This is a genomic window from Nonomuraea candida, assembly GCF_000725485.1.
Taxonomy (GTDB): Bacteria; Actinomycetota; Actinomycetes; order Streptosporangiales; family Streptosporangiaceae; genus Nonomuraea; species Nonomuraea candida.
Map to the genome: position 1 here is coordinate 43249 of NZ_JOAG01000030.1, position 15358 is coordinate 58606.

General features: G+C 70.8%; 11 protein-coding genes. 3 read left to right on the forward strand and 8 right to left on the reverse strand.

The genetic code is table 11. The annotated features are described in order from the left end of the window. Positions 1-8 precede the first annotated feature (8 nt). The 3 genes from IO39_RS27745 to IO39_RS27755 are packed head-to-tail and all read right to left on the reverse strand — an operon-like array spanning position 9 to position 3041. A complete protein-coding gene (locus IO39_RS27745; protein WP_043628918.1) occupies positions 9-815 on the reverse strand; it encodes a carbohydrate ABC transporter permease in 807 nt (268 codons plus the stop codon). Further along, positions 812-1762 carry a carbohydrate ABC transporter permease gene (locus IO39_RS27750; protein WP_043628921.1) on the reverse strand — a complete coding sequence of 317 codons (951 nt, stop codon included), beginning with the start codon at positions 1760-1762 and terminating at the stop codon, positions 812-814. The genes IO39_RS27745 and IO39_RS27750 overlap by 4 nt, the downstream gene beginning before the upstream one ends. Positions 1763-1766: 4 nt before the next feature. Next, positions 1767-3041, reverse strand: coding sequence for a sugar ABC transporter substrate-binding protein (locus IO39_RS27755; protein WP_043628924.1), 1275 nt, complete (start codon positions 3039-3041; stop codon positions 1767-1769). 236 nt (positions 3042-3277) lie between these two features. Here IO39_RS27755 and IO39_RS27760 point away from each other — a divergent pair, with 236 nt between their 5' ends. Beyond that, positions 3278-4294, forward strand: coding sequence for a LacI family DNA-binding transcriptional regulator (locus IO39_RS27760; protein WP_043629191.1), 1017 nt, complete (start codon positions 3278-3280; stop codon positions 4292-4294). Positions 4295-4470: 176 nt separating this feature from the next. Next, positions 4471-8091, forward strand: a complete 3621-nt coding sequence (locus IO39_RS27765; protein ID WP_211267194.1) for a LamG-like jellyroll fold domain-containing protein — start codon at positions 4471-4473, stop codon at positions 8089-8091. Positions 8092-8250: 159 nt separating this feature from the next. Here IO39_RS27765 and IO39_RS27770 read toward each other — a convergent pair whose 3' ends face one another. From IO39_RS27770 to IO39_RS27790, 5 genes are all read right to left on the reverse strand, one after another. Continuing rightward, the gene (locus IO39_RS27770) at positions 8251-10146 is read right to left on the reverse strand and encodes a ricin-type beta-trefoil lectin domain protein (protein WP_084773608.1); all 1896 of its coding nucleotides are present in this window, start codon (positions 10144-10146) and stop codon (positions 8251-8253) included. 64 nt (positions 10147-10210) lie between these two features. Then, positions 10211-11224 carry a LacI family DNA-binding transcriptional regulator gene (locus IO39_RS27775; protein ID WP_043628925.1) on the reverse strand — a complete coding sequence of 338 codons (1014 nt, stop codon included), beginning with the start codon at positions 11222-11224 and terminating at the stop codon, positions 10211-10213. A gap of 76 nt (positions 11225-11300) precedes the next feature. Next, positions 11301-12146 (reverse strand): ATP-binding cassette domain-containing protein, encoded by an 846-nt coding sequence (locus IO39_RS27780; RefSeq protein WP_043628928.1) that lies wholly within the window; start codon positions 12144-12146, stop codon positions 11301-11303. Further along, positions 12143-13153, reverse strand: a complete 1011-nt coding sequence (locus IO39_RS27785; protein WP_043628929.1) for an ABC transporter permease — start codon at positions 13151-13153, stop codon at positions 12143-12145. Before IO39_RS27785 ends, IO39_RS27780 begins: the two co-directional genes overlap by 4 nt. Positions 13154-13158: 5 nt before the next feature. Beyond that, entirely contained in the window at positions 13159-14181 is a 1023-nt protein-coding gene (locus IO39_RS27790) for a sugar ABC transporter substrate-binding protein (RefSeq protein WP_043628930.1), read from the reverse strand. A gap of 173 nt (positions 14182-14354) precedes the next feature. Between IO39_RS27790 and IO39_RS27795 the strand changes: the two genes are divergently transcribed. Continuing rightward, entirely contained in the window at positions 14355-15308 is a 954-nt protein-coding gene (locus tag IO39_RS27795) for a carbohydrate kinase family protein (RefSeq protein WP_043628931.1), read from the forward strand. Positions 15309-15358: the final 50 nt, after the last annotated feature.

Sequence of the window (15358 nt, forward strand, 5' to 3'; positions counted from 1 at the left end):
GTCCCTTCTCAATCTTTGACTGCGCCCGCCGTGACCCCGGCGGCGACGTAGCGCTGGGCGATCACGAGCAGGACGGTGGCCGGGATGGAGGCGACCACGGCGGTGGCCATGATGGCGTTCCATTCCTGGTTGTTGTTGCCGATGTAGTGGTAGATGCCGAGGGTGATCGGCTGGTGGTCGCCGCCCTGGTCGAGGGTGGAGGCGAAGATGAAGTCCGACCAGGCCCACAGGAACGCGAACAGCGACACCGTGATGAGCGAGTTGCGGGAGACGGGCAGCACGATCGAGACGAAGGTGCGCACCACTCCGGCGCCGTCGACGCGGGCCGCCTGGAGCAGCTCCTCGGGGATGCCGGACATGAACGTGGTGAGGATCAGCACGGCGAACGGCACGGCGAGGGTGGAGTCGGCCACGATCAGCCCGGGGACGGTGTTGAGCACGCCGGTGGACAGGAAGATGGCGTAGAAGCCCATCGCCATGATGATCCCGGGGATCATCTGCGCGATCAGCAGCACGAAGCTCAGCACGCCACCGCCGCGCGGGCGCAGCTTGGCCAGCGAGTACGCGGCCGGCGCCGCCAGCAGCAGGGTCAGCGCCACCGTGCCCAGCCCGACGACCAGGCTGGTGCCGAGGTAGGGAAGCTGCTGGTCGAGCACGTCACGGTAGCCGTCCAGGGTGCCGTCGAGCGGCAGGAGGTCCGGCGGGCTCTTGCGCATGGCGGTGTCGCGGGTGAACGAGACGTTGATCATCCAGTAGACCGGGAACAGCATCACGGCCGTCAGCACCAGCCCGAGCACGGTCTTGAGGTGCCTCATGTCAGGGCCTGCCGTCGCTGCACGCGGATGTAGACCAGGCCGAAGACGAGGGCCATCACGATCAGCAGGTTGCCCACGGCGGCCCCCGGCCCGAAGGAGGGCACGAGGTTGCCGAAGCCCAGCCGGTAGGACCAGGTGGCGAACGTGGTGGACGCCCCGCTCGGGCCGCCCTTGGTCATGATCCAGATGATGTCGAACACCTTCAGGGTGTAGACCAGTCCGAGCAGGATGGTGATCGCCGACACCGGCCGCAGCAGCGGGAAGGTCACCCTCCAGAACCGCTGCCAGCCGTTGGCCCCGTCGAGCGCGGCGGCCTCGTAGACGGCCGCGGGAATCGCCTGAAGGCCCGAGTAGAGCACCACCAGGTTGAACGGGATGCCGATCCAGATGTTGGCGATGATCACCGACCACAGCGCCCAGTCCGGCGAGGTCAGCCAGTTCACCGGCCCGATCCCGAGCCAGCCCAGCGCGGCGTTGACCACGCCGGAGTCGCTGTTGAGCATCCACGACCAGGTGGAGGCCGACACGATCAGCGGCAGCAGCCACGGCACCAGGAACAGCGCCCGCAGCGTCGCCGACAGGCGGAAGCTCTTGCTGAAGAACAGGGCCAGCGCCAGCCCGATCGTGAACTGGAAGGCCAGCGACACCAGCGTGAAGACCACCGTGTGCCACAGCGCCGGCCCGAAGGTGGCGTCGGCGAACACCTTGGCGTAGTTGCCGAACCCGGCGAAGGGGGCGTCACCCTGCACGAAGGAGCGCACCGTGTAGTTGCGCAGGCTCAGCTCGACGTTGCGGTAGAGCGGGTAGGCGTAAAAGACCAGCAGGTAGAGGACGACGGGGGCGAGGAACGCCCACGCCGCCCACTGACCCGATCGGCCGCGTGCCGCCCGGCGGACCCCCGGGGTCGCCGCGGCGGGACGCACCGACGTCTGCATCACTCGGCTCATGCGTCTACTGGATCGCGCTCGCCGCGGCGGCCTGGGCGGCGGCCATCGCCTCCTGCGGCGGCTTCGACCCGCTCAGCGCCGCCTGCACCGCGCCCCACATCGGCTCGGAGATCTTCGGGTACTTGGTGCCCAGGTCGTCGCTGGTGCGGCCCTTGGCGGCCTTGACCGCCTCCACCCACACCTTCAGCTCCGGGTTCTGCTCGACCTGCCTGGCCTGCACCTGCTCGGTGGGCGCGACGTAGGACAGGGTGGTGGTCGTGGTGAGCGAGTTCTCGCCGCTGGTCAGGCAGGTCACCAGCTTCTGGGAGGTGGCGTAGCGGCCGGTGTCGGACTGGACGGGCATGCTGACGAACTCGCCTCCGGTCGGGGCGGGCGCGGTGCCGCCGTCCTTGGCGGGGATCGGGATGACGCCGTACGCGAAGCCGGTCTTCCCGGCGTTGGCCAGTTGCCAGGTGCCGTTCTCGGCGAAGGCGAACTCGCCGCCGGCGAACTCCTGCCAGCTGGTGGTCTGGGTGTTGCCGATGACGGAGTTGGGGGCGTAGCCCTTCTTCAGCCAGTCGCTCCACAGCGTCACCGCCGAGACGCCCTCGGGCGAGTCGAGCTTGGTGAGGTTCGCGCCGGACCCCCAGAACCAGGGCAGGAACTGGAAGCTGCCCTCCTCGGTGCCGATCGCCGAGAACGTGATGCCCTTCTTCCCGGCCGCCTTCACCTTCTCCAGGGCCGCGGTCAGGGACGCCCAGTCCTTCACCGCGGCGATGTCCACGCCGGCCCGCTTCAGGACGTCCTTGTTGTAGTACAGGGCCAGGGTGTTGGCCCCGATCGGGACGCCGTAGGTCTTGCCGCCGCTCTGGCCCGCGGCCAGCAGGTTCGGCGCGATCGACGAGACGTCCAGCTTGTTCTCCTCGGTCGTGGTCAGCACGCCGGCCTCGGCCAGCGTCGAGACCACGGGGTTGTCCACGATGAGCACGTCGGGCGAGTTGTCCTGCTGGGCGGCCAGCAGGGCCTTGTTGGTGAGGTCGCTGGTGTCGTAGCCGGTGCGCTCCACCTTCACGCCCGCCTGGGCGCCGCACGTCTCCAGCAGCTTCACCCACGCGGAGCCGGCGTCGTACTGGGGGTAGGGGTCCCAGATCGTGTAGGTCCCGCCTCCCGCGGCCTGGCTCGCGCCGCTCGTGCTCCCGTCATCGCCGCCGGACGGCGAGCAGGCCACCAACCCGCCCGCGGCGGCCAGCACCGCCAGACCCACGCCGACGACCTGCCGGCTCCCTGCCGCTGAACTCATTGATCTACCTCCGCTGAGAGGAGTGGTGCGACCGTCCCCGATCGAGTCGAACCGATTCGGCGAATCGGTTCGACCGACCATAGGCGTGCCTCCTCCGGGGCGTCAATGGGCCCGGCGCGGTTTTCGGAGATGTCACGGGGAGCGACACATCCTCGTCACGGAAACCCGGCAGCCCGGCGCCTCATGAACCGATTCGACCTACGATGGTCGTCATCATGGGGAGCGAAGGAGCGCGGGTGAACATCGGGGAGATCGCCGAGAGGGCCGGCGTGTCGCGCAGCACCGTCTCCTACGCGCTCACCGGCAAGCGCCCGGTGTCGCCGGAGACCAAACGGCGCATCCAGGCGGTCATCGACGAGCTCGGCTACCGGCCCAACGCGGCCGCCCGGGCCCTGAAGGAGGGCCGGACCCGCACCATCGGGCTGGTCATCCCGCCCGCCAGCCGGCGCCTGACCGACATGCAGCTCGGCTTCGTGGCCAGCGTGGTGGACGCCGCCGCCCGCGCCGATCTCGACGTCCTGCTGTCGCCGTCGGGGGGCGAGCACGACCGCTCCTTCGAGCGCGTGGTCACCGGCCGGCGCGTGGACGGCGTCATCCTCATGGAGATCCGCCTGGAGGACGAACGCGTCACCCGCCTGCGGCACAGCGGCCTGCCGTTCGTCGGCATCGGCCGCACCGGCCAGCCCGAGGAGATGCCCTGGGTGGACATCGACTACGAGACGCTGATCGCCCGGTGCGTGGACCACCTGGCCGACCTCGGCCACCGGAAGATCGCGCTGGTCAACCGCAACGCCGACCTGGTCGCCGCCGGGTACGGCCCGGGCCGGCGCGCCCAGAGCGGCTTCGCCCGCGCCGTGGCCGCGCGCGGCCTGCACGGCGTGCAGGTCTGCTGCGCCGACGACGCCCCCGCCGGGCAGGCGTGCGTCGAGGAGCTGCTGGCCGCCCAGCCCGGCCTGACGGCCATCGCCACCATCAACGAGGCCGCCGTGGCCGGGATGTACCGGGCGCTGGAGCAGCGGGGCCTGACGGTCCCGGGGGACTTCTCCATCGCCGGTGTCGCCGCCCGGCACTGGGCCGAGAGCCTGCACCCGCCGCTCACCGCCGCCGACGTGCCCGCCGACGAGATGGGCGTGCGCGCCGTGGAGCTGCTCATCCAGAGCATCGCCGATCCCGCCGTCCCCCACCGCCACGTGCTGATCGCTCCGCCGATCTCGTTGCGCGGCACCACCGGACCGGCGCCGGCACGCGCCTGACCACCGGGCGCGGGCCGGCCCGCCCGGGATGGGGGAAGCCGGCGTGAAGATCCCGTGACGGCAGGATGCCGGGCACGTTTCCGGCTCTTGACCCTGGACCGGGCGGACGCCTATCGTCCAGTCGAATCGATTCGCCGAATCGATTCGACTCTCCTGCTTCCCGAAGGGAAAGGCCCATGGCCATGCCCTTGTCCCGGCTGCTTCGCAGGCTCGTGCCGCGTGCCGCCCTCGCTCCCGTGCTGGCGCTGACCGCGCTCCCGCTGGACGCCTTACCGGCGATCGGCGCCGCCGCGCCGGCCCTCGTCCTCCATTACGACTTCGAAGGCGACCTGTCGAGCGGCGCCGTCGAGGACCGCTCCCCCTCCGGGCTCGACGGGGTCCTCACCAACCCCGGGAGCGCCCGGGCCGTCACCGGGGCCGACGGCACGCAGGCCCTGTCCCTGCCCGGCGGGCCGGCCGGCTCGCAGAGCGCCCCCTACGTGACGATCCCGGCCGGCCTGTTCCGCGACCGCGCCGCCATGACCGTCTCCACCTGGCTGAAGTGGGCCGGCGGCCCCGACTTCCAGTGGGTCTACAACCTCGGCAAGGACGCCGCGACCGCCACCTTCGCCACCCCGTCCTACGCCGGTGACGCCACCACGAGATCGTCCATCAAGCCGGTCAACGGCACCGCCGAGGCCGGCGTGCCGGGCCTGCAGAAGCTGCCCGCGGGCCAGTGGCTCAACCTCGTCACCACGATCGACGGCAAGACCCTCACCTTCTACGTGAACGGCGCGCCCATCGGCGCCACCTCCGCCCGGCTCGACCTCGCCGCCGTCATGAACGGCGCCACCACCTCCGGCTTCCTCGGCAGGGCCTTCTGGGGCGGGCACCCCTTCCTGGCCGGCGACCTGGACGACTTCCGCGTCTACGACGCCGCCCTGACCGCCGGGCAGGTCGCCGCGCTGGCCGGCGACCGCCTGGCCACCCCCTCGAAGGTCGAGCAGACCGCCGTCGAGGTCACGACCCATCCCGGCGTCGCGCCGGAGCTGCCGAAGACGGCCACCGCGCAGTTCACCGACGGCATCCGCCGCGGCGTGAGCGTCACCTGGCAGAGCGTCGATCCGGCCCGGTACGCCAAGCCCGGCCGGTTCACCGTCAAGGGCACCGCGCTCGGCACCCCCGTCCAGGCCACCGTCACGGTGATCGGCAACGACCTCGCCATCGACCTCGGCAGCCAGACCGGCGCCTTCCACGGCGGCGCGTCCGGCACCCTGTACGGCGTGTACGCCGACGGCCTGCCGAGCCGCAACCTCCTCGAAGGCATCAACCTGCGCACGGTGTCCACCAAGGCGCAGGACGGCCCGCAGCATCCGGGCGCCGACGCCTTGGAGGTGGTCAAGCCCCTGGCCGACAGCAGCGGCGGCGACGTGTACATCTACATGACCGACATCTACCGCGGCTTCCCCTACCAGTGGCCCGGCGGCACGCCGGAGGCGAGGCTGGACGACTTCAAGTCCAAGATCGCCAAGCAGGTCGACCAGGTCCTCACCCTCGACCCGAAATATCAGGACAACATCGTCTTCGTGCCGTTCAACGAGCCCGAAGGCAACATGTTCGGCACCGGCCAGTGGAGCTACGACAAGGTCAGCTGGCTCACCGACCCGCGGCACTACTTCAGGGCCTGGGACGAGGTCCACGCCCTGATCAAGGCCAGGATGCCCGCGGCCAGAATCGCCGGCCCCAACACGAGCATGCTGTTCGACCAGGTGAAGGGCTTCCTGCGGCACACCGTCCAGGCGGGCACCGTGCCCGAGGTCATCACCTGGCACGAGCTGGGCGACCCGGCCCGCATCCGCACCAGCGTCGCCAGATACCGGCAGTGGGAACAGGAGGTCTTCAAGGGCACCCCGTTCGAGGGCAGGCGGCTGCCGATCAACCTCAACGAGTACGCCTTCAACTATCACACCTCGGTGCCCGGCCAGATGATCCAGTGGATCTCGGCCATCGAGGAGTCGAAGGTCGACGCCGACATCGCCTACTGGAACATCGACGGCAACCTGTCCGACTCCGCGGTCCAGGCCAACCGCGGCAACGGCCAGTGGTGGCTGCTGAACGCCTACGCCCAGCTGAGCGGCGACACCGTCAAGGTCACCCCGCCCCGCCCGGACGTCAGCTACACCCTCCAGGGCGTCGCCACGCTCGACAGGGCCAAGGCGCAGGCCCGTGCCCTGTTCGGCGGCGCCTCCGGCACCGCCGGCGTCCGCTTCGACAAGGTGGACGCCGCGCTGTTCGGCGGCACCGTCCACGCGCTCGTCCAGGAGATCCCCTGGACCGGCCAGCTCGGCGACTCGGCCCAGCCGCGCGTTCTGGCCGAGCTCAGCCGGCCGGTCAAGGACGGCTCGGTGGCCTTCGACTTCGGCGGCGATCTGCCCGCGCTGAAGGAGTCCTCGGCGTACCAGATCATCCTCAGCCCCGGGGCCAACGCCTCGCCCGCCACCGCGCCCACCACCCTGTGGCAGGCCACGTACGAGGCCGAGGACGCGGCGCACACGGGCGCCGGCTACAGCCTCAACGGCCCCGAGGGCACGCCCGCCGACGTCGGCAAGTTCTACACCTCCGGCGCCTACAACGTCGGGGGCCTGCGTACCGGCTCGGACGTGCGGCTCGACTTCACGGTCTCGGTCCCCCGGACCGGCGTCTACGACCTGTCCGTCTTCGCCAACTCGCTGAACACCTACGGCGCCGTCCGCGAGCAGGGCCCGACCAACGTCTTCCTGCGCGTGGACGGCCGCGCCGAGCAGGAGCTGCACCTGCCCCTGGGCTACAAGTGGGTGGTCTGGGACCACGCCGACACCAAGGTCACCCTGACCGAGGGCGAGCACGTGCTCACCCTGGCCGCGCGCAGCCTCGACGGCAGCCGGGCCACCAAGGGGGACGCGATCATCGACAAGATCGATCTCACCCTGGCCAACCCGGCCGCCACGGAGCAGATCTACGAAGCCGAGCACGCCACCCTCGCCGGCGCGAAGCCGGGCTACACCCGCGGGAAGGTCTCCGGCGCGGGCGTCGTCACCGTGGCGAAGGACCAGAGCGCGACCTTCTGGGTCTACTCCCCCACCGACGGCGGATCGGCGCTGGCCGTCGACACCTCCGGCGGAGGCCGGGGCCGGCTAGAGATCAACGGCCGGCACGCCGGCGACGTCGGCGCCTCCACCAGGGTGCAGGCGTTCCTGTCCGGAGGCATCAACAAGATCACCGTCACCGGCCGGTCCGGCAAGCTCCGCCTGGACCGCCTGCGCGTCCTGCCGGGCGCCGGCACCCTCCAGCCCACCTGGTACGAGGCCGAATCCGCGCGCATCGCCGGCACCGCCAAGCCGATCGACCTCCCGCTGGCCAGTGGCGGCAAGGCGGTCACCGACGTCGGCGGCGCCCCCGGCGACGCCGGCACCCTCACCTTCGACGTCACCGCCCCCAAGAACGGGACCTACGCCCTGACCGTCCGCTACTCCAACCCCGAACAGTCCCCCGCCTCCCATTACAACCCCGACCCGCTGGCCCGCCACGCCGAGATCTCCGTCAACGGCGCCCGGCCTCAGCGGACCTGGTTCCCGCACTCCTTCCACGCCGGCAACTTCTGGGAGCTGACCGTCCCGGTCCAGCTCACGAAGGGAGCCAACACCATCGCCTTCGCCTCGCAGGAGCTGCCGAGCTTCGACGGCGTCTCCTACATCTCCGACACCTTCCCCGACATCCTGCTGCGCTCGCGCCACGCCCCGATCGTGGACAGGATCGCGGTAACGCCCATCGGCGCGTAGGCCGCCGGTGCCCCCGGGCAGGCCGGTCGCGGGCCGGCCTGCCCGGGTTCGCCTGGATTCACCTGGGTTTCGCCGGGGTTCGCCTGGGAACAGCGGTGCCCGGTGCCCGGCGGGGAGGACGTCACGTCGCCGGGACGTCCTCCCCGGCGGGCGGGAGCCCTACATCGGATAGCCCCATGACTGGTTCGGGCCGCCGACGCAGTCCCACACCTGGAGCCGGCGGCCGTTGGCGGTGTCGCCGTGGGCCAGGTCCAGGCACCGGCCGGACCACGCGTTGCGATAGCTGTTCCCCACCCGGGTCCAGCGTTGCTGGGGCAGCCCGTTACACGCCCACACCTGCAGGGGTGCTCCGTTGCCGATGACCTCGGCGGGCTGGTCGAGGCACATCCCGCCGATGCCGAGTGATCCGTTCGCGTGGTGCGTCCACTGCTGGTTCGGCCCGCCCCAGCAGTCCCAGATGCGGACGGCGGCGGCGTTGGCGGCCGCCGGGTCCATGTCGACGCAGTTGTTCGTCCCGTTCCAGCGCATCTCGCCCGTTCCGCCCGGCGCGGGCGTCCACGCCTTGTCGAGGCGGTGGAAGGTCAGCGACACCAGCCTGACCTCGCCGCCGAGCGCGTAGGCGGAGATGCCCAGGCTGCCGGGCGAGGAGTCGAAGTCGGTGTTCTCCGTGTAGGAGAGCCGTCCGTCGTTGCCGAAGGCTTCGACCTGACCGCGGTCCACCAGCACGCGCATCTTGATCCGGTTGGCGACCGGAGCCAGCGGCTTCCACTCCATCTGCCGCAGAGCCCGGTTGTAGGCGATGGTCCGGTCACTGGAGCCGTCCGCGCGCTGGTGCAGCCGGAAGCCGAACTCCGCCGCCGTGGCGCCGGTGAGGTCCCATTCCGAGATCAGCTCGTAGGTGTCGGCGTGGATGCCGTTCAGCGGATCCGTACTGTCGCTCGGCGTGATCGTCCGCGCGCCCCAGGTCTGGGCCGGCCGGCGGATGGCAGAGATCTCGCTGACGGGCAGGCGGGTGACCCGCAGCCCTTCCGGGAAGCTGCGCAGTGCGAGCTGGGCGGGGAAGGACGCGTTGCCGGTCCAGGTCGAGCCGCGGTTGCCGGGTTGCCAGAACATCTGGACGACCCGGTTCGTCGGGAGGTTGGTGAAGGTGAGGCCCGCGTAGACCGAACCGTCGAAGCCGGCGCGTCCCTGGTCCAGGCGCTGTGGGGCGGGGAATCCGGCGTCCGGGACGAAGACGCCGTTGTTGTCGAGGGTGCCGACCGCGTACTCGCCCTGGGCGTCGTTCAGGACCCATCGTTGGTCGCCGGTGTCGCCGTCGACGGGCAGCTGGTAGATGTCCGGGCACTCGAACGCCCAGTCGGCGCGGTACTCGCCCCGATACGTCCACGAGAGCAGGTTCGCCGAGCTGAAGAACTTCACGGTGTTGCCGCCGTCGGCGCCCCAGAGCACCATGCCCCAGCGGTTGCGGGCGGCGTCCCAGAAGACCTTGGGGTCACGGCTCTCGTACGGCGTCGAGATGACCTTCGCTCCGCCGTCGTACATCTGGAAGCGGTTGCCGCCGTCGGTGCTGTAGGCGATGGAGACGCCGTTGGTGCCGGTGAAGAGCAGGATCGGGTCGTGATCCCCGTTCTTCAGGCCGGTCACGTTGCGGGTGTCGACCCAGCCGCCGCCCGACCACAACGTGGCATTGTGCACCCCGGGTTCCAGGGCGATCGGCCGTTGCGTCCAGTGCACGAGGTCGGGGCTGGTCGCGTGCCCCCAGTGCATGGTGTCCCAGGTCAGGCCGTGCGGGTTGTGCTGGTAGAACAGGTGATAGGTGCCCCGGTAGTACAGCGGCGCGTTCACGTCGTTCATCCAGCCGCCTTGCGAGCTGAAGTGGAACTGGCCGCGGAACGGTTCGTCGTAGCCGGTGGGGGCGTAGGGATACTCGGGATAGTCGGCGGGCTCTCCCGCCAGCGCCGCGCCGGCGGGGACGATGACGAGGCCGGCCACGGCGATCGCGATGGCCAGGATCGCGGAGACGACATGGCGTTGTGTTCGAGCGAGTTCGCGCATCACATTGCACGCCTTTCGGGGGGGACGAGAGGGCATCGGGGCTCTCTCGGGCGACGCGCCCGGCTCAGCCGGGCGGCAGCTCTCCGGAGCCGCGGACGATCAGCCGGGTCGGTATCTCAACGGTCCGGGCCCTGGACCGGTCGCCGTCCAGGCGGGCCATCAGCAGCTCGGCGGCCGCCTTCCCGATGGCCTCGGGGTCTTGTGCGACCACGGTCAGGGCGGGCTCCAGCACTTCGGCCAGCGGAAGGTCGTCGAATCCGACCAGGGCCACCTCCTGCCGGCGGAGCCTGGCCAGCCCGAGGACGACCCCGGTCGCGGCGAAGTTGTTGGCCGCGAAGACGGCCGTCGCCGGGTCCTTCGCCGCGAGCAGCCGGGCGACGGCCGCCGCTGCCGCCTTCTCGTCGTGCCCGGTCTCCACCAGCCTGCGGTCAAAGGGGATGCCCGCCTCGGCCAGGGCGTCCCGGTAGCCCTGGAACCGCTCCCGCCTGGTGTACAGCGTCGGGAGGTCGCCGATGAACGCGATCCGGCGGTGGCCGTGCGCGATCAGATGGGCCACGCCGGTACGGGCCCCCTCCCGGTTGGCGCTGACCACGCAGTCCGTGGTGAGCCCGCTCGGCGGCCGGTCCAGGAAGACGATCGGCAGACCCGTTCCCCGCTCGGCCCGCAGGGAGTGATGGTCGCTGTCGGCCGCGGGCACGACGAGCAGCGCGGTGACCCTGCGGGCGAGGAAGGTGGAGGTCAGCGACCGCTCACCTTCCGCGGTCTCCTCCGAGGAGCCGACGATGAGGGTGAGGCCGCGGGGCCGCATCGCGGCCTCGATCCCCCCTGCGACGGTGCCGAAGAACGGGTTGCCCATGTCCGGGATGATGAGCCCGACCGTGGAGTCGCGCGCCCCGACGCGCATGTTGCGCGCCATCAGGTTGGGCTGGAAGCCCAGCTTCTCCATGGCCGCCAGGACCCGTGCGCGGGTCTCGGCCGACACCGAGTTCTCCCCGTTGACCACCCGGGAGACGGTCTTGGCGGTGACGCCGACCTCCCGGGCCACATCGCTCATGGTCGCGCGGCGTACCTTGGACATGGGCCACCGTTCTTCTCCGTCGAAACCACTGCATCGGGGACAGGCTAAAGGTGATCAAGCGCATTCCTGGCATCGGTCAGGAGGATCCGGAGGCGCGGATCTCCTCCCGGTCGGCGGCTGATGCGTCCCTTGATGCCTCCTTCGATGCGTCCTCGTCCAGTTCCAGCGCACCCGTCATGATCGCGACGACCTCGGCCATGCTGCGGTCGGCCGGTCTGATCACGCCGATCCGCCGGCCGAGCCGCTGGATGTGGATGCGGTCGGCGATCTCGAAGACGTGCGGCATGTTGTGGCTGATCAGGATCACCGGCAGCCCGCGGTCGCGAACCCGGCGGATCATGTCGAGGACCTGTCCCGACTCCTTGACGCCCAGGGCGGCGGTCGGCTCGTCCATGACCACGACGTGCCGGGCCCAGGCGACGGCGCGGGCCACCGCCACGCCCTGCCGCTGGCCGCCGGAGAGCGTCTCCACCGGCTGGGTGAGCGAGCGCAGCCCGATCTTGAGGTCGGCCATGTGCCGGGCCGACTCCTCCCGCATGCGCTTGTGGTCGAGCATCCGGAACACCTTGCCCAGCAGGCCGGGCCTGCGGATCTCGCGGCCGAGGAACATGTTGCCGGCGATGTCGAGCGAGGCCGCGACGGCCAGGTCCTGGTAGACGGTCTCGATGCCGTGCCGGCGCGCGTCCAGCGGGTTGCGGAAGCGGATCGGCCTGCCGTCGAGCAGGATCTCGCCCTCGTCCGGCTGGAGCGCTCCCGTCAGCGCCTTGATCAGGCTCGACTTTCCCGCGCCGTTGTCCCCGATGACGGCGAGCACTTCGCCGGGCATCAGGTCGAAGTCCGTGCCGTCGAGCGCGGTCACGTGACCGTAGCGCTTGACCAGGCCGCGCGCCTGCAGCACCGGGGTCTGCGGGGTGTCGGTCATCGGATCCTCCTGCGGGAGAGCTGGTCCACGGTGACGGCGAGGATGACCAGCACGCCGGTGATCAGGGTCTGGTAGATGGAGGGCACGCCCATGAGCTGGAGCCCGTTGCGGAAGACGCCCACGATCAGCGCGCCGATCAGGGTTCCGAGGACCAGCCCGCGGCCGCCGAACAGGCTGGTGCCGCCGAGCACCACGGCGGTGATGCTGTCGAGGTTGTCGGTCTGCCCGGCCTGCGGGTCGCCGACGCCGGTCCGGGAGACCAGCAGCAGCGCGGCGATGCCGTACACCAGGCCCGCGACCGTGTAGACGCCGACGGTGAGGCGGGCGGTGCGGATGCCGGTGAGCCGGGCGACCTCGGGACTGTTGCCGAGGGCGTAGACGTGCCGGCCCCAGGCGGTCTGCCCCAGCAGGTAGGCGAAGAGGAGGAACAGCAGGATCGTCAGCAGCGAGCCGTAGGTCACCCGGGTGTCGCCGATGGCGAAGGTCTCCCCCAGCGCGGTCAGCGGCGCGGGCAGGTTCACCACCGTCTGGTCTTGCGAGTAGATGTGGGTGAGGGCGAAGGCCACGTTGAGCATGCCGAGCGTGACGATGAACGGCGGCAGCGGGATCGCGGTGACCAGCATCCCGTTGACCGCGCCGAAGGCCGCGCAGACCAGCAGCCCGAGCGCGATCGCCACCAGCGGCGGCACGGTGCCCTCCGCGGCGAGCTTGGCCATCAGGATGCCGCCGAACGCCATGATGGCGCCGTTGGCCAGGTCGATCCCGGCGGTGAGGATGATCAGCGTCTGGCCGATGGCCAGCGTGCCGACCACCATCACCTGCTGGATGATCAGCGAGAAGTTCCCGCCGCTGAGGAACTGCTCGCTGTTGAGGGAGAAGAAGACGCAGGCGAGCAGCAGGGCCACCAGGGGCCCCACGGTCGGGGTGGTCAGCAGCCGCCGCGCGGCCGACGGGCCGGCGGCAGGCGAGGGCTTCGGGGGCTTCGAGGGCGTGAGCGTCGTGGTCATCGGTTCTAGCCCCAGCAGTTCTGCAGGCCGAACGCGGTGTCCTTGGCGTCGACGCCGGCGGCGGGCCTGTCGGTGATCAGCGTAACGCCGGTGTCGGTGTAGCCGGAAACCTTGGTGCCGTTCTTGCCGAAGGAGGCGACGGCCTTGACGCCCTGCTCGGCCATCTTCAGCGGGTACTGCTGCGACGTGGCCGCGATCTGGCCGCCCTGCACCGCCTTGGTGCCGGTGCACCCGCCGTCGACCGAGACGATGAGCACGTCCTTCTCCCGGCCTTTGGCCTTCAGCGCGGTGTACGCGCCCAGAGCGGCGGGCTCGTTGATGGTGTAGACGACGTTGATGTCGGGGGCCTTCTGCAGGCAGTTCTCCATCGCGGTCTGCCCCTTGGCCTGGTCACCCCCGGTGTCCTGGGAGCAGACGATCGACGGGTCGCCTTCGGCGATGCCGAATCCCTTGAGGAAGCCGTCGTGGCGGAGCCGCCCGACCGCTACACCGGGCGCGAGATCGAGGGTCGCGACCTTGGCGGGCTTGCCGGCCATCGCGGCCTTGGCGTACTGCCCGATGAGCTCGCCGGCCTTGAAGTTGTCGGTGGCGAACAGCGCGTCGGTGGCGTCCTGCGGCTCGGTCGGGCTGTCCAGCGCGATGACCATCACCCCCGCCGAACGGGCCTTCTGCAGGGCGGGGACGATCGCCTTGGAATCGCTCGGCGTGATGAGGATGCCCTTGACGCCGGCGGCGACCATGTTCTCGATGGCGGTGATCTGGCCGGCGTTGTCACCGTCGAACTTGCCCGCGGCCGTCATCAGCTCCACGCCTTCCGCCTTCGCGGCGGCCGCGGCGCCCTCCTTCATCTTGACGAAGAAGGGGTTGGTCTCGGTCTTGGTGATGAGACCGACCTTGATCGTGCCGGAGCCCGCCCCTGCCTGGGAGGTCCCCCCGCCGCCGCCCCCTCCGCCGCAAGCCGATAGAGCGATGGTCGCCACGATCGCACCGGCGGCGAGCGCGCCAGTGGTCCGAATGGTCCGAGACATGGAGTACTCCCTGGTCCTATGGGGGGAATCGAAATGTCAACGTTGACACATGTCAACGTTGACATCCGCTTGCCAGTGATGATGAACTCCCGGGGACGAAACGTCAATGCCTTCCGGTCGTAACAAGTCGGCGACTTCGCCGGAAGCCTGCCCGTCCCCCAGAAAGGCAGCCCATGTCCCTGACCCAGATCGCCGTACTCGGCGAATGCGTCGCCGACGCCTTCACCACCGGCATTCCGGAACGGGGTGAACTGACCCTGCGCGTGCTGCCGGGCGGCGGGCCGGCGAACACCGCGGTGGCGCTCGCACGCCTCGGCACCCGCGCCCGTTTCCTCGGCAGGATCTCCCACGACACCTTCGGCGCCCTGTTCCGCGCCCACCTCGACGCGTCCGGGGTGGACCTGACCGCCTGCGTTCCCGCGGCCGAGCCCAGCACGCTCGCCGTGGCCAGCCTGGACGACGCGGGCCAGGCCGGATACTCCTTCCACGCCGAGGGCGCCGCCGACTGGCAGTGGAGCGCGACCGAGCTGGCCCCCGGCCGGATCGGGGAGGCGGCATGCCTGCACACCGGCTCCCTGGCGCTGGTCCGCGAACCGGGGGCCGGGCACATCGAGGAACTGCTGGCCACCGTCCGGGAGACCGTCACGGTCTCGATCGATCCGAACGTGCGGGCGGCGCTCGTCGACCCCGCCGTCTACCGGGCCCGGATGCCTCGCTGGTGCGCCGTGGCGGACATCGTCAAGCTGAGCGACGACGACCTGGCGCACATCCACCCCGGCGAGCCGGCCGAGCAGGTCTGCGACACCTGGCACGCCGCGGGCGTCCGGCTGATCGTCATCACCCGCGGCCCCCGTGGCGCGCTCGTCTCCGTGGACGGCGCGCGCACCCGCGTTCCCGCGGTCGCGACCGAGGTGGTCGACACGGTCGGCGCGGGAGACGCCTTCACCGCCGGCCTGCTGCACCGGCTGGGCGCCGAAGGGCTCCTCGGCGGGCGGCTCAAGACCCTCGGCCTGGAGCGGGCCGCCGAGGCCGCGGCCTTCGCCTCCCGGGTCGCCGCGCTCACCTGCTCGGTCGCCGGGGCCAATCCCCCCTGGGCCGCGGACCTGGCCGCCCGGAAGCTCACCTGAGATGAGCGGATGGTGATCCACCATCGCGGCCGCGCCGGCCGGCTGCGCAC